Origin of the sequence: Vibrio ouci, assembly GCF_004551525.1 — a bacterium.
In the GTDB taxonomy this organism is placed as follows: Bacteria; Pseudomonadota; Gammaproteobacteria; order Enterobacterales; family Vibrionaceae; genus Vibrio; species Vibrio ouci.
Window position 1 is genome coordinate 1 of record NZ_SATR01000014.1, and the last position, 22,678, is coordinate 22,678.

Sequence of the window (22,678 nt, forward strand, 5' to 3'; positions counted from 1 at the left end):
AACTCTTGGATTGAACCAGTTCTCACTGCTTTATAAGTTGCTGGGTATCATTTGATGCCTTTGTAGAGGCTTGAGCCGTATGCAGTGAAAGTTGCACGTACGGTTCTTAGGGAGTCGGCACTTGGTAACAAGTGTCGTCCACCCGACAAAACCAATTTAGGACAATCTGTCAGTTATAGCCCCATCAAGGAAACAACATCATTCCAACGGCAACTGAAAGGTACTTTTGATCTCTTTTACCGATACATTAGATTGAATCGAGCTAACCCCTTTAACTCGTCTCATCGAACTAATGCGTTCGAAGTATTCATCCAGATCTTTAGCAACCACCTGCACTATGTAATCTGCGCCACCAGCAATGCAGTGACACATTAAAATCCAGCCAGCTTCAGCAACAAAGTCTTCAAATGGGTCAGTATTTTCTACCTCATGGCTGCCTAATGTCACTAAGGTAAAACCGGACACCTGATAACCCATCTTCTTGCGATTGAGCTTGGCTTGGTAACCTTCAATGTAGCCCTCTTCTTCCATTTTCTTCCAACGGCGCCAGCAAGGTGTTTCGCTCAAGTTAACCTTTTCGGCCAGCTTACTGTTGCTGATGCGGCCGTCATTCTGAATGTGTCGCAAAATGGTTAAATCGGTATCATCCAGCACATTATTAGTGGATTCTTTCTGTTTCATATTTAATTTGGAAATACTCTGCTCAAAGTTGTTTTAACTTTAACTCATTTAGCAATTTTATTCCTAGCCGATTCGATAGACTGATCCCACATCAAAAATAATAACTATCTGAGGAAGAGTTAATGAGTGCTCAAATCATGACGGCTTTTATGCTATTCGCCGTTTCGATATCGATTGTTCCTGGTGCCGGAAACATTGCCCTGCTTGGGCTTTCTAGCCGCTACGGGTTCAATGCCACCATCCCATTTATGCTTGGTTGCGCAGTTGGTGTGATCATCTTGTTAGTCGGGGCAAGTGTGGGCTTAGTGGGGCTGTTTAGCCTTTATCCTGAGCTTTACACGGTGATGAAATGGTTAGGGGCAGCCTACCTACTCTACATGGCATGGGGTATCGCTAATTCTACGTTGGATACCAACACCACAGTCAAGAAGTCTGGTTTTGCCTCAGGGGTACTGGTTCAGATTCTAAACCCTAAAAGTTGGGTCGCGTCGCTGACGGTTTTCGCTCAATTTATCTCGCCTAATGAAAACTATTTGCCGCAAGCAGTCATCATAATCTGCGGTATGGTCATTACTGGGGTCATTGGTATGGCGATTTGGGCCTACTTCGGCACTATGCTCAACCAACTTATCCAATCGCCGAAAAAACTCGCTATCGTCAATCGTTGCTTTGGCGGCAGCCTCGCTCTAGTGGCTTTATTTGTCTTGTCTCAACCGAGCGTGATTTAAAATATAAAAGCCCTAGTGGCGTTGCACACTAGGGCTTTGATCATTAATGAGGAAATCAATTAATAGAGTTCTTCAAATTCTTCGATGCGTTCTTTACCGCGTAGCAGCAAGAAATTCAAAAACCTAGATGTGGATGTCGAAATGATTTTTTCTTCATCAACATTGTGTTTCTCTAACAAAGCTTTAGCTAAATCTAGGCGAGCAATCTCTTCACAAAAGTGGGCATCAGAGCCTGTGGTGAAAAAGACCCCGACCTCTTTACCTATCTCCACAATTTTCGAGCAATGAATATCGCTTCCTTTACGGCTTTTTCCCGTCAAAGAAGTATTGTTTACTTCAATTGCGACGTTGTATTCTCTCGCCCACTCCATCACGGCTTTAATATCGAATGGATAGTTAGGGTTACCTAAGTGACCTAACACATCCACCTTGCCACTCTTAATCACATTGATTAACGCTTGCGTGTGCTCAGCTTCCGTAGAGGGTGGAAAAACGGGCTCATGAAAACTCGCGATCACCCAATCTAGGTGCTGGTAAGATGAAGGAGGAAGATCGAGCTCTCCGTCAATGTTCTTCGTATTCGCTTCGCAGCCGCGCAAAATGCCGACTTCATGAAGAAAGCGCGGCAAAACTCTTTGGTTGTTGAAAAACCAGTAGTGGGGAGCACCGGGCATTTCTGGAGCATGGTCGGTGGTACAAAGCAGCTTTAGCCCCTTCGCTTTGGAGGCTTGTGCATTTTCAATTATGGTGCTGTAAGCATGCCCGCTGGCAATCGTATGAGTATGACTATCGACAACGATTTCCATCGTGCCTCCTAAATGCAATGAGATAAATTCGAGTAAGCTATTTTAATCCATCTACTGCGTTAGATCTGTAGTGATACGAATGTTTGTAGAAATGAGTGAAAAACACTCAGCCTTTTTGACCATAGTTAAACTAAAAAGCCCCACTCAATGAGCAGGGCTTTGATTCGTTCGATTTAAGATTCTACGCCCAGAATGTTAGGGCGATAAACGTTAAAGCACCGATACACGCTAGGTTCAAGATGATACCGACACGCATCATCTCACTTTGTTTGATGTGGCCCGAGCCAAATACAATCGCATTTGGTGGTGTTGCCACTGGTAGCATGAAGGCACAAGAAGCGGCCACAGCAATCAATACCGATAAGATCACTGGCGACATACCAAAGGCTTCTGCAACGCTGGCAAATACGGGGATAAGTAGCGCGGCACTGGCGGTGTTACTGGCAAACTCAGTTAAGAACACCACGAAGATAGCAATAACGGCGATAATGAAGAAGATGCCAAGGTGGGCAATCATTTCACTCAACGCGTTGGCAAGAAATACACTGGTTCCGGTTGCTTTAAGCACGTTACTTAAACAGATACCACCGCCGAATAGGAGTAATACGCCCCAGTCTGCGGTTTTCTCAATATCTTTCCAATGCACGACTCGCGCAAAGTTCACAGCTACGATCGCACCGAGCGCGACAACGGTATCAAACTTAGCGTAGCCGCCGAGCATCGCATTAATCGGCTTACTGAAGATCCAAAGGCAGACTGTGGCAGCAAAAATCGCCAAGGTGACGACTTTACCTTTATCCCATTCAATCGCTTCATTGTTAAGCTCAAATTGTCCACTCAAATTTGGTTTCAAGACAAAGAACAGCACTAATATCGCGATAGGGAGTAGCACAATTGCCGTTGGTAGGCCAAAGCTCATCCACTCAGTAAAGGTTAAACCTACTTCAGCGGCCGCAATCGCGTTAGGTGGGCTGCCGACGATCGTTGCAATGCCACCAATACTGGCACTGTAAGCAACACCCAGTAGCACAAACACGTAAGTTTTGTGACCGCTTTCCGAGTTCACTTTGCTTAGCACGCCCAAAACCAGCGGTAGCATCATTGCCGTCGTCGCCGTATTACTGATCCACATCGACAACGCCGCAGTGACGCCAAATAGCATAAACACCGCTACGCTCATCTTGCCTTTCGCGATAACCAAGACTTTGTCAGCGATAACTTTATCCAATCCCTGTCTGTGCATTGCAGCAGCCAGAGCAAAGCCGCCTAGGAAAAGGAAGATAATGGAGTTAGCAAAGTTATTGAGCGCGGTTTGGGTATCAAAGACACCAAACAACACCGCCATGATTGGCACTAGGATAGCCGTCACGGTGACGTGCAGAGCTTCAGTAAGCCACAAGATAGCGACAAAAGTCAGCATACAGATCCCCAAGACAACTTGAGGGTCAAAAGGTAGGGTGAAGTACATAACCGCAAACAGGGCGATATCAGCAAGGATAATCATACTGTTGCGGTTAAAGAACCATTCTCGGGTGTTATTAGGTAAAGGGACACTATCATTTCGATTCATTATTATATTTCCTATTGAGGGCCTAGTGGCATAGCAAATGATCCCACACAAGCTCGCTAAAGAAATATTTTTCATTGCGAATTTGTTAACCACATCATAAACATGGTTATAAATGTTAACCTAATGAATAATCAAGATAAGTTCCCTTTGTCATTTCGATTAATTTCCAATCAATTCATCGAAACTTTGCATGACTTCCGAGCACTTCATTACTCGCCCATGCCCTTGGCCGTGAGTTGCTACGAGCTTCACTTTGTCCATTTCACTCGCCGCACGTTCAGACACGGAGAACTTGGCAAACTTATCGCCTTCATCATGAACAATAATAGTCGCTGCAGTGCGAAGTTTGAGTTTATTGTATGGATCAACCGATTGGATTGGGTAGCGATACTGCTCTTCAATCTCAGAAACAACCGCATTGAACAGCTTCATCGAATACCCAGAGCGAGCAACACTACCAAACAAGTTCTCAAGATAATCCAATACTGGCGCTATCAATAGGAAAGGCTTACCACTCAGCTTCTGGTGATGACATTCAATCGATGACGCAGAACCCATGCTGTGAGCGACCAAACCAGCTACTTCATCGACGCTGTCTAGAATCGCTTCTAAGCCATGCACAAATGCTGGGATATGGCCATAGACGCCACCACTTTGCCCGTGCCCAGGGTGATCATACGCAAGCGCTGTAAAGCCTTTGCTAGCGATATGCTGCATCAATGGATAGAACTGACTCGCACTGCCTGACCAACCGTGGGCCAGTACCCATACAGGCCCTGAGCCAAGCGCGTAGGTTTTAAGCGTGCCTTCTTTGGATTGAACCTCTCCTTTGACCAAACCTGTCGGCTCAGCATTCTTTGGCTTGGTCCGAGCCGGAGTCAGTAACAGTTTGCGTGCCGTCTTTTCTGCATGCTTTGGTGCAATAGTGTGGTGCAGTCGAGTCGTTAAGTTAATTAAGCTCTTCTTTACACTGAATTTTTGCGAAGTATTAAAGTAAATCTTCTCACTCATGGTTCTATCCTTTTGGGCTCGATCTGCTCTCACTACAAAATCGAACGACCGTGCTATTTTTATTTAAATAATAAGCCAAACTCAAGCTTGGCTTAGTAAAATTCTATTGTTTCCAACTGGCTATCTGACGCTTCACACCTTGCCAGAAATGCTCATAACTCGCTTGCTCACCATGAATGGAGTAAAACAGGTGAGCACTTAAATACAGGCCGTATAATTCGAAGATAGCCTGTTTCGGATCGAGGTCAGCGCGAAATTCACCGTTCTCTACCCCTTTTGCCACTTGAATGGTCAAATAACCAATCCAAGTCTCAATGGTTTTTTTCAGTACCACTTGCGTTGGCGGCGTTTCTGCGCCCGTTTCTTTCCAAGCATCAAGGAACATACAGCTGCCTTGAAAAGAGTGGTTCCAACCTAGCCAGTTATCGAGCAACGTCGTCAGCTTCTGCTCAATTGAAATTGAAGTATTCAACCTCGCAGGCGCTATCACTCGCTCAGTAAAAATCTGATTAGCATGCTCCAACACCGAGATTTGTAAGTTGTCCTTAGAGTTAAAGTGCGCAAACAAACCACTTTTAGACATCTCACACTGCTTGGCTAATTCACCAATCGTTAGGCTTTCTAACCCATTAACACTGGCTAACTCGAATGCCTTGTTCAAGATGTTTTCTCGGGTGACTTTGCCTTTACTCATACAGCTCTCTCATTGGTAACATAACTATTTTTAGCACACTCGTACTTTTTTGCAATCATTGCTTTTATCCAAGAGCGATTTGTCGAGGGTATAAATGTAAATATTGTTGCTGTATGACGTGCCTCTCAAACTGAGAAAAATGCCATCTTTACTGACTAAGAAGTTGATTTTTAGTGGCAAAGCGGAAAGTAAAAGCTGTTATACCTCCCCTACTTTTATTTATTTTATTTGTCGTTATGGAAAGTAAGAAAATTGCGAGCATTGAGCTCGGCCGAGTTGTCGCAATACTGGCGATCATTGCAATGCACTGCCAGATGTTCCTCAGCTATTGGCAATTCAACGAGGTTCCTTGGGTTGGGTATATTTTTAATCAATCCACCCGCTTCGCTGTACCCTTGTTCTTCCTCATTTCAGGTTATTTGATTCAACCTAAGCTTGTTGATGCGCCTATTGAAACACTCAAACGTTATATCTCACCTCTGTTTCGTGTTTTCATCGTCTGGAGCATAATCTGCTTAGCCATGCCGTTTAATTTAGGCACAGTGGCTGAATCTGGCTACCTTGCCGAACGTCAAGGCTATTGGGGTTACTTGATGCAAATGCCGCTCAACACTTTGTTTGAAGGCGGCTTGGTTCATTTATGGTTTATCCCCGCTTTGATGTGCGCTGCCGCAATTACCGCGCTTCTCGCCAAGCTAGGCAAACTTGACCTATTGATCCCGCTTGCCTTTTCGCTTTACGTCTACGGCGTTTTAGCCGGCAGTTACCAAGGTTTAACAGAATTCTGGGCACCGATATTTACTCGTAACGGTCCATTCTTCAGTACGCTACTGTTTGCGATTGGCTTTACGATTCGCCAGCAAAACATTCAAGCAACGACGAAACAAGCATTGACGTTGGCCCTGCTTGGCTTCGCAATGCATTTCACCGAAGCTTTGCTGCTCAATCAACACGAGCAACCTTTCAATGCCAACGATTTCTTGTTTGGTACTGTACTATGGGGCACGGGCTGTTTTATGTGGCTGCTAGCAAAACCAACACTAGGACAAGGCAGTTGGCTAGCTCGTCAGTCTAAGTACGTCTTACCTTTGTACGTCGCCCATTTACCTATCATTATCGTGATGATGAATGTCACTGGCATCTATCAAATCACTGGATTTGCCAAGGACATGACAGTGCTCGCTGGCGCTATCATCGGCACATTCCTACTGGTTAAACTCCTTGAGAAAACGCCACTCTACCGTTGGCTGTTTAGGTAAGCCCAACAAAAAAGCGATGGCTAATAACCATCGCTTTTTCTTTATTCTGGTCTTCGAGCTAAGTCCCGCGCCAAAATTAACGATAAGCCAAATACCTGCAGAAACAATCCAATATTCTTAAACCAAGCAATCTTTTCGTTCAGAGTGACCATCTTCTCACTGAGGGAAATATTGTTTAGGTAATGTTCATCGATTTGGTTGCGATAACTCTGCTGAGTCTGATTGATCAGCATCATCACATCAGGCAGTGTAGCTGGACCTATTGTCGGCACAGGTTCGCTGACCCAGTCACTTAGCTGACCTTGTAACATTTCACCTATCTTACCTGTGATAGGCCTGCCACCACTTTGGCTAAGATGAAGTAACACCATTTCACGCTTGCGCTCTAAGGTTTCTACGCTGTTCCACGCCAATTGAATCGAATAGATATTGTCGTCCTTTTGCTCCGACAATGCGGCAATATCACCGCTTAAACGATCCAATACGATACTCGACATCAGCAGTGCCAATACATTGAGTATCAGTCCTGTTAATACCAGTGACCATGCCGGAGGAGCAGCGAATTTCATCACCAGAGCCTATCAAAGGGTAAGTAGACAATGTTGAGCACAACCAGTGCCGCCATCACTGCAAAGGTTAATTTCATGCCTGAGACTCGCCCTTTCAGTCTGTCAGCTAAGATCCCTTTCGCATGTAAAACTCGCCCTACTACAAACGCAATACCAGATAAGTGAATCATCCAGAACTGTGCGCCATTATGTTCAAGCAGCGCCATCAATATCAGGGTTATCGGCACATAATCGACCGCATTGCTATGGGCACTTCGTGCGATGGTTAATGCATCGACACCGCCATCGGCATATTTCACCTGTGCTTTTCTACGTTGCTTGATCACTTGAATCGACAGCCAAATCATCAGAGCTGCCAAAATTGCCGCGTATAGCGCTGTTACCATGAAGTTTCTCCTTATAAGTCATAAATATATGACTCTATCAGTGTAGATAAACTTTCACGGTTACCAAATTTTAGGCATAAAAAAGCCCCACTATTTTGCGAGGCTGTTTTACTTCCCCTGTAAGAGAAGTGGACTTTTTAAAAGACGACGATCAGATGACATCTTCTAGACTGTTTTCAGCATTTACCACAACCATCAGGTTTGACTTCACAATCAATAACACTGCCGTTTTGGTCTAATTGCAAAGTACAGCACTCTTCAAACAGTTTTCTTAGCTCGACGCGGCCTTTTTGAACCCGAGACTTCAGCGTCGAGTAGCTTAGTCCGACTTTCTCAGCCAGTTGCTTTTGACTAGTTCCTTTCAGGTCCACCTCAGACAGTAAGGTCGCTTGATCTTGTGGCAAAGCATCAACAAATGGCTGAATACATTTGGCCATCTCTTGCTCGATCAGGTCTTCTTGCTGTTCAAACCATAAATCTTCGGCTTGTATGTCACCATCGCGTTGCTGGCGAGCACGCTTGCGATAGAAATCGATAATAGTGCGATTGGCCAGTTGGAATAGCCAAGACTTAACACTATCTGCATCTTTGATCGTGTGAAGGCTCTGGTGTGTTTTAATGAGGATTTCTTGTTGTAAATCATCAACATCATCAGGGTTGCTGACTTTAGAGTGCAAGAATTTCTTGAGTCCCTGCTGATACTGCCCCCAGACCTGCTCTAAATTAAGAGAGGAATTAACAGCGTTCATCAGCACAACACTCATCTTGTAGGAAACCAATCACGCCTTCGAGGCATTGATACTCAGCCACGCAAAATAGTGTGCGACCTTCTCGGCGCTGACTCAATAGCCCTGCCGATGCCAAACTAGAAATATGGTGAGAAAGCGTCGAGCCAGGAATACCTAGCGCTTCTTGTAGGCTCCCTACGGCAATACCTTGATATCCCGCCTTAACCACCGACTTGTAGATCGAAAGACGAGTAGGATGCCCTAGCTCTTTGAGCGCTTTTGCGACTACTTCAAGTTCCATAAGAAACCCCATTAGAAATGATATATTTCCAAAATAATCGAAATATATCACTTTTGCAAATGAATCCTGGCCAAACTTAATGAGTCAATAACGGCTGAGAATCACTATGGTTAGAAAGCTAGCTGCTCTGAAAGGACTTTGACACTTGTAAGATAAATCGAATCAGCAATAGCTTGGACTCTTTATCTAGCAAACGTACGGCAGACACAAGATCGTCTGATTCGATCTTTCTTATCGATAGTTCATCCATGGCAACATCAAGGTGGGTCATTCCCAATGAGCGTAGAATCGAGCGATATTGTGACAGTTTAAGATCTGACTCTCCTCTTTCTATCCTTTGATAAGTTTTAGTACTCATGCCGGCAAGTTTGGCGACCTTCTCTTGTGATAGCCCTGCCTGCTTTCGTCGTTCCATGATCACTGTGATGATAGGATCCATGAGCTCCCTCCTTGAGACAACTGGACTCATTTGTCCTATTTCGAGCAATAACTGGACCATATTTTCCGCACTACATTTACCCCTAACGGGTAGCCCAATAGAATCAAGCTCCTATACCTAGCCAAACGTTTACTTAAGGATCAGAATGCCTGCGCAACTCAGCGCAAATTGCAAAGTTCAAACTCGCAATTTGCAAAAGCTCATCACCATCCACTGCGACCAGCAGTGGCAGCTTAAAGAGCCGTTGTCTGTTGATACCAAACAGACGTTACGCACGGTTCAGCAGCGTTTGATGACATACAAAGAGTTGAAGCTACATGAAGATATGATTGCTTTAAGTGAAATCGAAGCCATTCTGAGTCAAATGAGTGAGCCCGAGCGCGACATCGCCTTCTGCGGGGTGGCGTGTATCGACTTTCATATTCAACTCATTGACGCTTGGTTAGAACAGCACACCACTTTCGCATAGCCTTATAAAGTTTGCTTGTTGCACGCTTTTTCTTTTACGAGCTAAACCTCCTCTCTTATTTTTAAAAGTAATTAACCTAACAATCAAACACTTAGAATTTTATTTCGACAATTGTCGAAATAAATATTGATCTTCATGATTATATTTCTATAATTCGAGAAAAGTAGAAATGAATTTGAACAACTCAGATTCATTCATTAGCGAATTTGGAGTTACATTATGAACACAGGTTTCCCAAGCAACGAGTTAGTCACCATGGCAACTGAGGCGCTCAATATGTTTGCCTTTCTTGCCACTGAACTGATTATTTTATTTCTCGCGATCAGCTATATCGTTGGGGTTCTGCAAGAGTTTCTAACACCGCAAAAGATCCAATCAATCCTAAGCTCACGCAATGGTAAAGGTTACGTTGTTGCTGCCCTACTCGGTGCAATCACCCCTTTCTGTTCATGCTCAACCATTCCTTTCTTAAAAGGTTTACTGCGTGCAAGAGCTGGATTCGGCCCGATGATGGTATTCCTGTTTGGTAGCCCGTTACTTAACCCCGTTATCATAGGTTTGTTTGTCATCACCTTTGGTTGGAAAGTCGCGCTATTCTATTTCTTAGTCGCGATGACCGTATCTGTAGTCGCGGGTTACACATTAGAAAAGCTGGGCTTTGAACGTTATGTAAAACCAGAAGCTTACCAAGCAGCAGAAGCGTCAAGTTGTGGTACTAGCAGCTGTGGCGACACTAAACCAGCGCCAAAGAAAGAGTCATCATGTGGGACTTCTAGCTGCGGTGAACCTGCTCCAGCAATGGCAAAAACCAGCGCGTCGAACACAGATTCATGCTGTGGTAGCAAAGAAGAGCCAAAAGTTGAAGTTAGCTGCTGCGGTTCTGACGGCGCGGCAACCGCTACTATCGTAGAAAAGAGCGAGCCAAACCGCTGGGTAAGAATTTGGCATTCAACATGGAAAGATTTCAAACAAGTTTTCCCATACTTGATGCTAGGTATTGCGATGGGTTCATTTATTTACGGCTTCATCCCAACAGAACTGATTGCAGAATATGCTGGTGCAGGCAAGTGGTACGCGATCCCAGTTGCAGCCATCATCGGTATTCCATTGTACATTCGCGCTGAAGCGGTTATCCCACTAAGTGCTGCATTAGTACAAAAAGGTATGGCGCTTGGTTCTGTGATGGCATTAATCATCGGTAGCGCTGGGGCAAGTCTAACCGAGGTGATTTTGCTCAAGTCTATCTTTAAGAACCAAATGATTGCAGCTTTCCTTACCGTCATCCTAGGTATGGCAATCGGTGCAGGCTTCCTATACACCTTTATCTTTGGTTAATCCAACAAGATCTTAGGTTAACCCCACAAATGACAAAGCCCTTCTCGAAGGGCTTTTATTACATCTAAGTAATAGTAATTCACGATTCTAATTATTATCAACACAGGCTTAATAATCGATAATGCTCTCCTAGTCATTCATTCACTTTGGAGACCATTATGGCGAATGGATTTACAAAAGATGGTGGCGTTCAAGACCAAATCGATGCCACTGTTATTGATGCAATTAACCGCGCTCGTGCGCACCTTCACCACGAACATAACGACAGCGAATACTGCTTAGAATGCGGCGAACTGATCCCAGCAGCAAGAAGAAAGATCCTTCCAGGTGTTGAGTACTGTATCGAGTGCCAAGAGAAGCAAGATGCACGCGAGAAAGCATTCAGTTCCTACAACCGTAGAGCCAGTAAAGATAGTCAATTACGGTAACAACGATGGCGAAGTCGTCCGACTTCGCCTGATATGAATATGCACACTCATTGTATCAATCCGCCGCCAAGCCAACATTCACCACAAAAATACCTAACCTTACAAACCATTCACTCAGCAATTGCCAGCAAATTATTTTAGAAAAAATCAATAATTCTTAGAAAAAACTGACTCCGTTTTGAGCTCAAGTTTGTTAGGCTTGTGGAAATATTTTTTTACAACTTAAGCTGTAATTATTTTTAGGTAAGGTATTTTCTTTTGAATATGAAGTTATTTGGCAGTTCCTTGATTTTAGCAGGAACCGCTCTTGGGGCAGGCATGCTTGCTATCCCCATGGTATTGGCCCAATTTGGTTTTATCGTCAGTTCCGTTTTAATGCTGTTTATCTTTATCGGCACCACTTTCTCTGCGCTTCTTCTCGCCGAAGCTTGCAGTAAAACGAAACAAAGCAACAGCATGAGCAGTGTGGCGTATCTAACCCTAGGTAAAGCAGGTCAGCACTTCATTAATATCTTGTTCTACCTACTGCTCGTTTGTATGTCGATTGCTTACATCCTTGGCATTGGTGACATCCTCAACAAACTGCTGAGTGATGTAGGTATCTCGGTCTCTACCACGACCTGCTATACCCTATTTAGCTTATTGATGGGTGTGATCGTGGTTGCGGGCAAAGGGCACATTGACCGCCTGAACCGTGGCTTATTCTTAATGATGGTCGCGATGCTGTTTATCGTCATTTTCTCGCTGCTCAATAACATTAATCTCGATTACATCACTCAAGACTCAGATTACTCGGTCAACGATATCGTAAAATACAGCGCGATTATCTTTACCAGTTTTGCGTCTATGGTGGTGATCCCGTCCTTGATTGACTACAACCGTGAAGCCAGCCAAAAAGAAATCAGAAACATGATTTTGCTCGGCTCTCTGATCCCTCTGTTCTGTTACCTAATTTGGTTATTTGCCATTATCGGCAACCTAGGCACAGACGCGATCAGCCGCTTCCACAATATCTCAGAGCTGATTAACGCCTTCAGTGAATCGCAATCTATGATCAAGACGATTGTGGCAATATTCTCAGCTCTTGCGCTTGTGACCTCTTTCCTTGGTGTTTCTATGGCGCTTTACGACCAAAACCAAGATGCGATTACTAAAAATAAACCAGCCGCTTACTTGCTGACGTTTGTCCTCCCACTAGCTTTGGCAAGTCTGTTCTCAAACCAGTTTGTCAGCATGCTCGACTACGCAGGAATGGTATTAGTGTTCTTAGCGATTTGGGGGCCACTAATGATGGTGAAAAAGGTACGTCGACCAGATTTCCCTGACCTGTGTTTAGAGACCTCTTATACTGCAGGCGGTGGCACTTTGGCACTCAATGTCACTTTCTTGTTTGGCGCCTTGATCTTTGTCTCCTGGTTTATGAGTTAACCCATACGCACGAAACAAGATACACCGATAGTAAATAGCAAAAGCCGCCCGAAAAGGCGGCTTTTTCATTGGCAGTTCAACGCTCCATTAACAGCAATAAACGCTATATTTCTGTGCCGGCCTCATCTTCTTCAACAATGCTTGTCTCCAAAGCGGCTTCGTCTAACCACTGCTGCAAAGACTCACTCGATAATACTTTTTGCTGATAGGCGCTGGCCGCTGCAGATAGCTCAATCCCATAGGTCTGAAAGCGTAGTGCAACTGGCGCATACATCGCATCGACTATCGACCACTCTCCAAACAGCCACTCATTTGGGTATTTAGAGGCTTGCTCCGACCATATTGCGTCAATACGCGCAATGTCTTTCAAGGCACCTGAGCTGAGTGCTATTGTTCGGCGAGCGCGAATATTCATCGGAAGCTCATTTCGTAAATCGAAAAAGCCAGAATGCATTTCAGCCGCAATTGCGCGTGCTTTTGCGCGTTGCTTGATGTCACTTGGCCACGCTTTTCCGTTGAGGTATTGGTCATTGACGTACTCTAAGATCGCCAGTGAATCCCACACAGTGACGCCACTATCCAACAGGGTTGGAACTTTAGCCGTTGGTGAGATAGTCGCCAAGGTATCGTAGAACTGCTTGGTTCCTAATCCCAGCTTTACTATCTCCACATCTAGCTGATAGTGAGAGAATATTAGCCACGCTCGAAGTGACCAGCTTGAATAGTTTTGGTTACCGATAAAGAGTTGCATTGATGCCTCCATGCTGTGTTTGCAATAACTGGTTAAGATATACGCAACAATATCTGATTGTTTTTTATAGGACTAACAGATAGTTTTGATGGAAGACTTCAACAAAAACGATGGATCACATTAGATATGGATATCGAAGCTCTACGTAGCTTTCTGGCATTTATCGAAACAGGCAGCTTTACCCGAGCAGCCAAACAGATTAATCGAACTCAGTCTGCTTTTAGCGCTCAAATGCGTAAATTGGAAGATGAGCTCAATGTCAGTTTGTTCGTCAAAGAGGGTAGAAACCTTGTGTTGAGTGAAGCCGGCACCGCGCTGCGCTCACACGCAGAGCAGCTAGTCAGCTTGCACAATAACGCGCTCAAACAAGTGAAGAGATACGAAAATAAACGTCCTTTACGTTTAGGCTGCCCGGAAGATTACAATGAGAGAGTGTTACCCAAAGTCATCCGCGTGTTACAGCAGGCAGAGCCTACTTGCTCTATTCAGGTTTTTAGTGAGCCAAGTCCAAGCCTAAGAGAAAAGCTCGATAACGGTCAGTTAGATGCTGCGATTGTTACTCGCGCCGCTGGCAGCGAAGAAGGATATTTTCTCGCCAGTGATAAAGGGGTTTGGATCAGTCACCCAGAGTTCGAACTCGAACAATACAAATCCATCCCTCTTGCGTTATTTCAAAGTGATTGCCAATATCACGCAGCCGCGATTGACAGCCTAACCAAGCAAGGGACCTCACATCAACTGTTGGCTTGTTGTAACACCGCTTCCGCGCTGCGCTCTATCGTGCGTTCTAAAATGGCGATCGGAGCATTGGGTGGTATGAGTGTGAGCCAAGATTTGAAAGTGCTCGATGACATGCCTGTGCTTCCCGCCGTTGATATTGTTTTAATCACCAGTATTGAGCCTCACCCGATATTAGACAAAAGGTGTTTGGCGCAGTTACTCAATCTCGATCGCTAGCGAAGAAAGCAGGACTTATTAAAATAGCGCTTATTAAAACAAGGCTTATTGAAGTTTCAGATCAAAAAAAGCGCCAATCGGCGCTTTTTGTTTATTGGTACTAACCAACAATTAGAATTTTTTCGGTGCGTAACCTGTCATCACTTGAAGTTTTAGCTCTTTACCCAGTTTTGTCATTGGGTGAACAACCACTAGGCCGCGTACTGATTTTTTCAGTTTGCCCATATCAGCCTGTTCTGCTTTAGTGATTTCACGAGAAAATGGCATGTCTTGCAGGCTTTTACGCTCTTTGTTCATGTCGTATTGTTGCTTGTGCTTCATTGAGCTTACTTTTTTGTTTAGCTTGTCTAGCTCATCAGTAAACTTCTTGATCATTTCGCCATCACCACGGCCTTTTGCAGCATCAAGTTTGCGATTGCAGTTATCGATACGGTTATTCAGGTTTTGTAGTTCTTTCTTAAGGCTCATGGTCATTATCTCGTTGAAACAGAAAAGGGCGGCGAGTGTAGCACAAGGCGATTCACTGCCCTAATTATAATCCTCATTTGAGTGAAAAATGTACTCCATTTTCAATGTATAAAAAAATACCCAACCTAAATAAGGTTGGGCAAAGGAAAAGGAGTAAATATCGCAACTCTTTCACTGTCGACATTCACTATCTAAGTTAAGCGAATGGGCTTATCGCATGTCAAAACAAAGTAAACACATGTTAACAAACGATTAAATTTCAATACTTTCGTGAATCAGTAGAAATCTTAGACTATAGAAAACAAAAAAACGCCCAACCATTAGGCTGGGCGAAAAGACAGAGGATTATTTCTGAGTCACACGACTCTCATAATCAAATAGGACAGACAATTTAGAAGTTGTAAATCAGCACCAACTCTACACGCGCAATATCTTTGCTATCAGGGCCGACAACGTCATCAGTGTAATCACTAGATAGCGCATAATAAGTGTTCACTTCTGTTTTTAGGTTGCCAGTAATGTAGTTATGGAACTGTAGGTAGAACTGGGTGTAAGCGTATTTCTCATCGGAATCTTCACCAAACAGTACATCTTGGTTAAGGGTGTAGATTGCATCATCGGTATTGGCACGCCAGGTGGACATGAAACCAGTAATGATGGTCTGCTTAGGCGAGTACTCAATCACAGAGTAACCACCGACTTGCATGGCGTTACCGTAAGCTCCGTCATGGGCAAAACCGAGTGGGTCACCAGTCCATAATGAGTTGAAGGTATTCACCTTGTCACTGTCCGCATCTGAGCCCGATGCGTAGTGCAGGTTCATACCCACGCGGTAGTTCCAATCCGCTTTCCAGTTATAGTTAAAGTCGGCATAAGCCATGTAAGCTGAAATGTCTTTACCCGCATGATCACCAAACTGGTAAACACCATCGACCATGTAACCAAAGCCTTCACTGACAAAGTCATGAGCATGAAGACCAAGCACTTGAATATCGACATCACCGTCAGGAGCGTTTACAAAGCTAGAGTTGGTCAGCTGATTACTCATCACATAAGCTTGCATCGCGCCAAAGTCGGTGCGCCAGTTAGCAAATAGACCTGTCGAATTTTTGCCGTTGGTTTTGTCGTCCCAGTTACCGCTAAAGCTGCCATCGTCAAACAATGGGAAGACTTCTTCGCCGTAGTAAGCGTCAAAGTTGATCCCGCTGACGCTGTATTTAGCGCTGACCGCGTTCCAGCTCGATTGCACTGGAGTTGGTTCACGGTTCATCATTTGCCATTCATTTAGATAGATCTCTTGGCGGCCAAGGCGGGTAGTTAAAAATTGCTCGCCGTCATCTAATAGCTTGAATTCAGCGAAAAGTTGGTGAAAATCCGTACCCGCATCATCCACTGGACCTGGCGCGTCTAGGTTGGTGTAGTTGGTACGAATTTCACCAAATACGCGCATCCAATCTTGGTAAGTCACATCGGTAGAAAACTGTAGGCGTGAGCGCAGTTCATTATGCTTGCGAATATCTGGGTCATACATATGATTCCAGCGGTTATCGAGCGCCACTTTTACGTTACCAGCGAAAGAAACCTTCCAGTCGCCATCATCGGTAATATCAAGGCGTTTTAGCTTTTCAGAGAAGCTTTTCTGGCTCTCATCAAGATTATCGACATAGCTCCAATCTTCGTTAGCGCGGTCGCCCCAGAACACGATTGGGTTGCGCTCAGACCAAGTTGAAGCCGCCGTATCACTTGCGTGCAATACACCAGAAATCGATAACGCCAGCAAGCTTAATGTACATTTAGTTATGGTTTTCATTATTGTATTTCCATATTTTGGGCACAAGGAATCCTGCCTGTGACCTTTTGGCCACAGGAGGAGTTTGTTGTTATTGGTAATTTTTTATTTGTGGGGAGGTGTTACGAGTCCACGCCTAGGGCTTCTTTGATACCCGAAGCAATAGTGATCACGTTTGCACCATAGATGACTTGGATACCCTTAGGCATACGCACCACGCCGATCGCGTTTAGCTCTTTCTTCCAGAAGTCGTCACTGGCGGTCAGCGTGTCATCATGCAGAGAGACGCGTAGACGAGTGGCACAGTTAGATACGTTATCAATGTTATCCGCGCCGCCGAGCGCCTTGATGATCTCTACAGGTAGACCAGCGGTGTTTTGTTTCTGCTTTTTCTTGAAATCGTCTTTGCTGTACAACGCAATGTCACCCTCTTCTGCATCCTCACGACCCGGAGTTTTCGAGTCGAACTTCAAGATGAAGAACTTAAAGGTGTAGAAGTAAATTACGAAGTAAAGTGGAATGATCCATAGCAGTGCCCATGCGTGTACCTTCTCAGGTTGTAGCAGGTTTGGCACCATGAACAGTAACTGGTTACCGTGGATAGACACGCCCATCATTTCAGTAATCACATACGCAAGACCATTTAGCGGTACGTGCACAGCAAAGAACAGGAATGGCTGAACAAATAAGAAGGTGTACTCTAGAGGCTCTGTGATACCGATAACCGCTGCAGTAAACACAGCAGGAACCATTAGCGCAGCCACTTTCTTACGGTTTTCAGTTTTCGCTGTTACGTACATTGCATACGCAGCACCGGTTAGGCCACCGATCTGAATTGGAATACGACCACTAGTGAAGTTGTGGGTGATGTAGCCCGTTGCATCAGGTGAGCTCATTTGACCGTTCATGATGTTACGAACACCTTCGTAAATCACGCCATCAATTTCCATTACGCCACCAACACGAGTGTACTCGATAGGGAAAGCAATCAGGTGATGAAGACCAAATGGCAGTAGACCTTTATCAAACACACCGAATAGGAATGAACCAAAGATGCCCGAGCTAGTGATCAAAGTCGTAATTGACTGTAGACCACCCGCAATAGGAGGCCATGCGTGGTAAGCAACTAAACCTACAGGCATGATCGCCATGTAAGAGAAGATCACGACAGCGCGAGGACCAGAGAAGAAACTCAACATTGATGGCATTTCAAATTTGTAGAAACGGTTATGTAGCCATGCCGTCAAACAACCCACGATGATACCGCTGAAAATACCCATGTTGTATGAGAATACGCCTAGGTTTTCACCCCATAGTGAATTGAAGTTTTGTGCGTCAACTTTGTCGTAACCTAATGTGTTTACTAGGTAGTCCACGCTGGTTGTTTCTGGTGTCCAGCCGTTGAATGAGGCAATAGAGCCAATCGCAACGTTGAAACACATAAACATAGTGAAGCCAGTGAACGCCGCCCACCCTTTCTCTGATTTAGAAAGCGCGAACGCCAAACCAATGGCAAAGAATGGTGGTAGGTTACGCATCACCATCAAACCGAGATCCAACATCAGTTTGAAGAATGCATAGATAACAGAGTCTTGAGCAGACATTTGGTTTACAACGCCTGCACCAATACCAATGTAAATACCTGCAATTACTAACACGATGATAGATACCATCATGCCGCCAGCAAGTGCTTGAACCTTATCTCTCATAATTTACTCCTGAAGTGATATGAGAACTTTCACGTATATTGTTATTGCTTTTCTCAATGACTCGAGGCTGAGCTGTTCGTTAGGCTCATGCACTTTCGTCACATCACCTGGAAAAGTAGGTCCGAATGCCACACCGTTGTTTAGCGCCCGTGCATACGATGCTGCACCTTTGCTAAAACATTGAGCTTCCATTCCCGTAACTTCGGAATACGCTTTTCCCATCGCTTGGATAAGGTCACTTTCGGGTGAGAGGTAAGATAGAGGTAAGTACTGCTGCTCGGTGAAACTCACTCCATACTTTTGGGATAAGTGTTGGAGTCGGGTACGAGTCTCTTCGATGGTCAGTCCTTTAGGAAACCGAAAATCAAAATCCAAGTTATATCCATGTTCATCAAGGTTGATTGAAGAGACGCAGCAACTGGTGCCTCCCATCTCATCGTCCATATGTGCTAGCCCTAATTTTGCTCCATCGATTGAGTCTGCAAAGCATGACTCTAACAACTCGATTAAGCTTTTTGAGTTCGCATCTAACCCTTCAACATGGCGCATCACAGCCATAAACTTGTCCATACAATTTTGGACGCGATGCGGGTTGCGAGATTTCTCCCACGGCGTTGTCAATACAACGTGGTACAACTCCTTCTGCTGAGTTACGTCGGCAACGCCATCAAAGCGCTGCGCCACACTTGCTGCCTGTTGGCCTGAAAACCAAACTGAAAGGTGGTGACACGTTGAAGTTCGGTCTCGCTCACTTTCAATTCGATGAATCTGGCACATTCCTAAGTCACGTAAAGGTTGGGATTCTTTTTGCAACTCGGCATACAAGATACCTTTTTCTCCATTGACGATTGGGAAGTCGCCATCGGGAGAAAAACCAAAAGCCGGTTGGGGCTGATGGCGGAAATAATGCTCTACACATTCCCAAGTTGTCTCTTCAGCGCCACCAATAATCACGCGAATTTTGCGTGTCATTGGTATGTTGAGCTGCTTAAACATCTTGAGGATGTATAGCGAAGCCATAAGAGGCCCTTTGTTATCCGTTACGCCGCGACCGAATACTAGGTCTCCTTGCTGATGAAGTTCAAATGGGTGGGTAATCCAACTTGCTTCATCACCTGCTGGCACAACATCAACATGGTGCAGAATACCAATTTCTTCTTCACCTTCACCGTAGCTAATATCCAACGCATAGCCTTGGTGATCACGTACTTCAAATCCTTCACGCTTTGCCCAGTCAATCAAGTAATCAAAAGCGTTTCTGATACCTTGACCAAACGGTGCGTTGTCTGATTTAGTACTTAAATCACGAACTGACGGAATGGCAATTAATCCAGATAAGTCGTTGAGTAATTCATCAGTACAGCCATCAAAATACCCTAACATTTGTGTGGAAAAATTGCGTTCCGTCATCTTTTAAACCTAATTCATTTGTTGTTGATAGAGATATAAGTAGAGTTGTTATCTAAGTCTCAGTTTCGTGCTAACCAGTGCACACCACCGTCATCAGCAAACGCCATATAGTCCGCTTTGCGACGGGCAAAAATGCCGTTTTCAACCACGCCAGGAATGCTGTTTAACGCCGTTTCAAGCACTAACGGTTCACTTAAATCCAGCCCTGAACAGTCAAGAATGATATTGCCGTTATCCGTCACACAGTTTTCACGTTTGACGGGTGTTCCACCCAAGCTTTGTAGTGCACGAGTTACCGCCAGTTCAGCAGCAGGAAGGACTTCGATTGGCAGTGGGAAAGCCCCTAAAGCCAGTTTCAAACGGCCACTGTCTGCGATAGTGATAAAGCTCATCGCCATGGTCGCTAGAACCTTTTCACGCGCTAACGCTGCCCCGCCACCTTTGATGGTTTCGCCGCTGCTTAGCCCTTCATCGATACCATCAACATAGACATCAACGCGCTCGCAAGAAGAGATAGGTAGCTCACTTAAACCGGCTTGTTGAAGTGCTTGGCTAGAACGCTCAGAACTCGACACGCAGTGAGAAAACTCTGCGCCGCTCTGTTTAAGCAATTGAATAAATATCTCTACCGTCGCGCCAGTACCAATACCAATTACAGACGAAGGCGTTAGTACGCTCAGCACTTGGTCTAAGGCCGCTTTCGCAGCCTTAGTACGCAGGCAGTCTGAGCTATCCATTTCGATAAATCGCTTTGCCATGCCCATGATTACCTCTCCAGTAACGCGTGTGCTTTCGCGACGACGTTCTCTACCGTAAAGCCGTACATTTCAAATAGCTGATCTGCTGGTGCAGACTCACCAAATGTCGTCATACCGATGATGTCGCCATTAAGGCCTGTGTATTTAAACCAGTAATCAGCAATACCCGCTTCAATCGCGATACGTTTGCTAACCGATGCTGGTAGAACTTGCTCGCGATATTCCGCCGTTTGCGCTTCAAACAGGTCTGTCGATGGCATAGAGACGACACGGCAGCGAACGTTAGCAAGCTGTTCTTTCGCCTGCATTGCCAGTGCCACTTCAGAGCCTGTAGCAATCAAAATTAGCTCTAGCTCACCGTCGCAATCCGACAAGATATAGCCACCTTTTTCGATGTTGTTTAATGTCGCACTGTCACGTTCGAATTGAACAAGGTTTTGACGAGAGAAAATCAGTGATGTTGGGCCATCTTTGCGCTCAACCGCCGATTTCCAAGCTACTGCGGTTTCCACTTGGTCACATGGACGCCATGTGCTCATGTTTGGCGTTAAACGCAGTGACGCAATTTGCTCTACAGGTTGGTGCGTTGGACCGTCTTCACCTAAACCAATTGAGTCATGGGTGTAAACAAAGATGCTGCGTTGCTTCATCAATGCTGCCATGCGCAGTGCATTGCGTGCGTATTCCATAAACATCAGGAAGGTGCCGCCGTAAGGGATAAAACCGCCGTGTAATGCAATGCCGTTCATCATCGCCGACATAGCAAACTCACGTACGCCATAGCTTAGGTAGTTACCTGACGCATCTTGCGCAGAGATAGCTTTAGAACCAGACCAGTTAGTTAGGTTTGAAGGTGTTAAATCTGCCGAACCACCTAAGAATTCGGGTAAGTGAGCACCGAATGCTTCAATGGCATTTTGTGATGCTTTACGCGTTGCGATTGTTGCAGGATTAGCTTGCAGCGTTGCGATCACATCTTGGCTGATTTGCTGCCAGTTTTCTGGAAGCTCACCTTCTACGCGGCGCTTATATTCTGCTGCGAGTTGTGGGAACGCTTGCTGATAGGCACCAAAGCGGTTTTGCCATTGCGCTTGAGCATCTTTGCCCGCGTCTTTGCCATCCCACTCAGCGTAGATATCCGCAGGAACCTCAAACGGCGCGTAATCCCAACCTAGGTTTTCGCGCACTAATGCCACTTCATCTTCACCTAACGGTGCACCGTGGCAATCATGGCTTGCCGATTTATTTGGCGAACCAAAGCCGATAATGGTTTTACAACAAATCAATGTCGGCTTATCTGTCTCTGCTTTCGCTTCTAGAATCGCCTTACGGATTGCTTCGGCATTATGACCATCCACATCAGCGATAACATGCCAGCCGTACGCTTCAAATCGTTTTGGCGTATCGTCAGAGAACCAACCTTCCACTTCACCGTCAATAGAAATGCCGTTGTCGTCCCAGAACGCAACCAGCTTACCTAAACCGAGTGTGCCCGCGAGTGAACACGCCTCATGAGAAATGCCTTCCATCATGCAGCCATCACCCATAAATACATAGGTAAAGTGGTCAACAATGTCATGACCCGGACGGTTAAACTGCTCACCCAACACTTTTTCAGCCAGCGCCATACCAACACCATTGGTAATGCCCTGACCTAGCGGCCCTGTCGTGGTTTCGATACCCGGCGCATAGCCGTACTCTGGGTGACCTGCTGTTTTAGCGTGAAGCTGACGGAATGATTTGATGTCTTCCATCGTTAAGTCATAACCCGTAAGGTGCAGCAAGCTATAGATCAGCATTGAGCCGTGACCATTGGACAAAATGAAACGGTCGCGATCAGACCAAGTTGGGTCGGTTGGATTGTGTTTTAGAAAGTCACGCCACAGCACTTCGGCGATATCTGCCATGCCCATCGGGGCACCTGGGTGACCAGAACCGGCTTTTTGCACGGCGTCCATGCTAAGAACGCGAATTGTATCAGCGAGTTTAGAACGAGTAATCATA

The 22,678-nt window shown here is 45.2% G+C and carries 24 protein-coding genes; 7 read left to right on the top strand and 17 right to left on the bottom strand.

The genetic code is table 11. The annotated features are described in order from the left end of the window. Positions 1-198: 198 nt before the first annotated feature. The gene (locus tag ELS82_RS10625) at positions 199-681 is read right to left on the bottom strand and encodes an Lrp/AsnC family transcriptional regulator (RefSeq protein ID WP_134835459.1); all 483 of its coding nucleotides are present in this window, start codon (positions 679-681) and stop codon (positions 199-201) included. A gap of 122 nt (positions 682-803) precedes the next feature. Between ELS82_RS10625 and ELS82_RS10630 the strand changes: the two genes are divergently transcribed. Beyond that, a complete protein-coding gene (locus tag ELS82_RS10630) occupies positions 804-1,409 on the top strand; it encodes a LysE family translocator (RefSeq protein ID WP_134835460.1) in 606 nt (201 codons plus the stop codon). A gap of 59 nt (positions 1,410-1,468) precedes the next feature. On the opposite strand, the gene ELS82_RS10635 is transcribed toward ELS82_RS10630, so the two are convergent. From ELS82_RS10635 to ELS82_RS10650, 4 genes are all read right to left on the bottom strand, one after another. Beyond that, on the bottom strand, positions 1,469-2,215 hold the full coding sequence (locus ELS82_RS10635; protein ID WP_134835461.1) for a phosphatase: 747 nt from the start codon (positions 2,213-2,215) through the stop codon (positions 1,469-1,471). A gap of 181 nt (positions 2,216-2,396) precedes the next feature. Continuing rightward, positions 2,397-3,785, bottom strand: coding sequence for an SLC13 family permease (locus ELS82_RS10640; protein WP_134835462.1), 1,389 nt, complete (start codon positions 3,783-3,785; stop codon positions 2,397-2,399). A gap of 159 nt (positions 3,786-3,944) precedes the next feature. Next, positions 3,945-4,796 (bottom strand): alpha/beta fold hydrolase, encoded by an 852-nt coding sequence (locus tag ELS82_RS10645; RefSeq protein WP_134835463.1) that lies wholly within the window; start codon positions 4,794-4,796, stop codon positions 3,945-3,947. Positions 4,797-4,899: 103 nt separating this feature from the next. Next, the gene (locus tag ELS82_RS10650) at positions 4,900-5,490 is read right to left on the bottom strand and encodes a TetR/AcrR family transcriptional regulator (protein ID WP_134835464.1); all 591 of its coding nucleotides are present in this window, start codon (positions 5,488-5,490) and stop codon (positions 4,900-4,902) included. A gap of 236 nt (positions 5,491-5,726) precedes the next feature. Here ELS82_RS10650 and ELS82_RS10655 point away from each other — a divergent pair, with 236 nt between their 5' ends. Further along, on the top strand, positions 5,727-6,749 hold the full coding sequence (locus ELS82_RS10655) for an acyltransferase (protein ID WP_134835465.1): 1,023 nt from the start codon (positions 5,727-5,729) through the stop codon (positions 6,747-6,749). A 41-nt stretch (positions 6,750-6,790) separates the two neighbouring features. Here the strand turns inward: ELS82_RS10655 and ELS82_RS10660 are convergent, their stop codons facing one another. The 5 genes from ELS82_RS10660 to ELS82_RS10680 form a co-directional block, all read right to left on the bottom strand. Beyond that, complete coding sequence (locus ELS82_RS10660; protein ID WP_134835466.1) at positions 6,791-7,318, bottom strand: DNA mismatch repair protein; 528 nt, start codon at positions 7,316-7,318, stop codon at positions 6,791-6,793. Beyond that, positions 7,318-7,704 (bottom strand): MAPEG family protein, encoded by a 387-nt coding sequence (locus tag ELS82_RS10665; RefSeq protein WP_134835467.1) that lies wholly within the window; start codon positions 7,702-7,704, stop codon positions 7,318-7,320. The genes ELS82_RS10660 and ELS82_RS10665 overlap by 1 nt, the downstream gene beginning before the upstream one ends. A gap of 176 nt (positions 7,705-7,880) precedes the next feature. Further along, positions 7,881-8,453: an RNA polymerase sigma factor SigZ gene (gene sigZ, locus ELS82_RS10670; RefSeq protein WP_134835468.1), complete on the bottom strand. Its 573-nt coding sequence runs from the start codon at positions 8,451-8,453 to the stop codon at positions 7,881-7,883. Beyond that, positions 8,440-8,733 carry an ArsR/SmtB family transcription factor gene (locus ELS82_RS10675; protein ID WP_004411272.1) on the bottom strand — a complete coding sequence of 98 codons (294 nt, stop codon included), beginning with the start codon at positions 8,731-8,733 and terminating at the stop codon, positions 8,440-8,442. Before ELS82_RS10675 ends, sigZ begins: the two co-directional genes overlap by 14 nt. A gap of 118 nt (positions 8,734-8,851) precedes the next feature. After that, on the bottom strand, positions 8,852-9,172 hold the full coding sequence (locus ELS82_RS10680) for a helix-turn-helix transcriptional regulator (protein WP_134835469.1): 321 nt from the start codon (positions 9,170-9,172) through the stop codon (positions 8,852-8,854). Between the two features lie 145 nt (positions 9,173-9,317). On the opposite strand from ELS82_RS10680, the gene ELS82_RS10685 reads away from it, so the two are divergent. From ELS82_RS10685 to ELS82_RS10700, 4 genes are all read left to right on the top strand, one after another. Continuing rightward, on the top strand, positions 9,318-9,641 hold the full coding sequence (locus tag ELS82_RS10685; protein WP_134835470.1) for a hypothetical protein: 324 nt from the start codon (positions 9,318-9,320) through the stop codon (positions 9,639-9,641). 219 nt (positions 9,642-9,860) lie between these two features. Then, positions 9,861-10,976, top strand: coding sequence for a permease (locus ELS82_RS10690; protein WP_134835471.1), 1,116 nt, complete (start codon positions 9,861-9,863; stop codon positions 10,974-10,976). Positions 10,977-11,134: 158 nt separating this feature from the next. Beyond that, positions 11,135-11,404: a DksA/TraR family C4-type zinc finger protein gene (locus ELS82_RS10695; RefSeq protein ID WP_134835472.1), complete on the top strand. Its 270-nt coding sequence runs from the start codon at positions 11,135-11,137 to the stop codon at positions 11,402-11,404. Positions 11,405-11,668: 264 nt separating this feature from the next. Then, positions 11,669-12,832, top strand: coding sequence for an amino acid permease (locus ELS82_RS10700; protein WP_134835555.1), 1,164 nt, complete (start codon positions 11,669-11,671; stop codon positions 12,830-12,832). A 103-nt stretch (positions 12,833-12,935) separates the two neighbouring features. Here the strand turns inward: ELS82_RS10700 and ELS82_RS10705 are convergent, their stop codons facing one another. After that, positions 12,936-13,583 (bottom strand): glutathione S-transferase family protein, encoded by a 648-nt coding sequence (locus tag ELS82_RS10705; RefSeq protein WP_134835473.1) that lies wholly within the window; start codon positions 13,581-13,583, stop codon positions 12,936-12,938. 126 nt (positions 13,584-13,709) lie between these two features. Here ELS82_RS10705 and ELS82_RS10710 point away from each other — a divergent pair, with 126 nt between their 5' ends. Further along, on the top strand, positions 13,710-14,540 hold the full coding sequence (locus ELS82_RS10710) for a LysR family transcriptional regulator (RefSeq protein ID WP_134835474.1): 831 nt from the start codon (positions 13,710-13,712) through the stop codon (positions 14,538-14,540). 111 nt (positions 14,541-14,651) lie between these two features. Here the strand turns inward: ELS82_RS10710 and ELS82_RS10715 are convergent, their stop codons facing one another. The 6 genes from ELS82_RS10715 to tkt all read right to left on the bottom strand — a co-directional run bounded on the left by ELS82_RS10715 (position 14,652) and on the right by tkt (position 22,677). Then, positions 14,652-15,008 carry a YibL family ribosome-associated protein gene (locus tag ELS82_RS10715; protein WP_134835475.1) on the bottom strand — a complete coding sequence of 119 codons (357 nt, stop codon included), beginning with the start codon at positions 15,006-15,008 and terminating at the stop codon, positions 14,652-14,654. A gap of 391 nt (positions 15,009-15,399) precedes the next feature. Continuing rightward, positions 15,400-16,818 carry an alginate export family protein gene (locus tag ELS82_RS10720; protein ID WP_134835476.1) on the bottom strand — a complete coding sequence of 473 codons (1,419 nt, stop codon included), beginning with the start codon at positions 16,816-16,818 and terminating at the stop codon, positions 15,400-15,402. Between the two features lie 101 nt (positions 16,819-16,919). Further along, positions 16,920-18,506 carry a PTS transporter subunit EIIC gene (locus ELS82_RS10725; protein ID WP_134835477.1) on the bottom strand — a complete coding sequence of 529 codons (1,587 nt, stop codon included), beginning with the start codon at positions 18,504-18,506 and terminating at the stop codon, positions 16,920-16,922. Between the two features lie 3 nt (positions 18,507-18,509). Further along, positions 18,510-19,916, bottom strand: coding sequence for a Sapep family Mn(2+)-dependent dipeptidase (locus tag ELS82_RS10730; RefSeq protein ID WP_134835478.1), 1,407 nt, complete (start codon positions 19,914-19,916; stop codon positions 18,510-18,512). 59 nt (positions 19,917-19,975) lie between these two features. Continuing rightward, positions 19,976-20,680, bottom strand: a complete 705-nt coding sequence (rpiA, locus tag ELS82_RS10735; RefSeq protein WP_134835479.1) for a ribose-5-phosphate isomerase RpiA — start codon at positions 20,678-20,680, stop codon at positions 19,976-19,978. A 2-nt stretch (positions 20,681-20,682) separates the two neighbouring features. Next, positions 20,683-22,677 carry a transketolase gene (gene tkt, locus ELS82_RS10740; RefSeq protein WP_134835480.1) on the bottom strand — a complete coding sequence of 665 codons (1,995 nt, stop codon included), beginning with the start codon at positions 22,675-22,677 and terminating at the stop codon, positions 20,683-20,685. Position 22,678 lies beyond the last annotated feature (1 nt).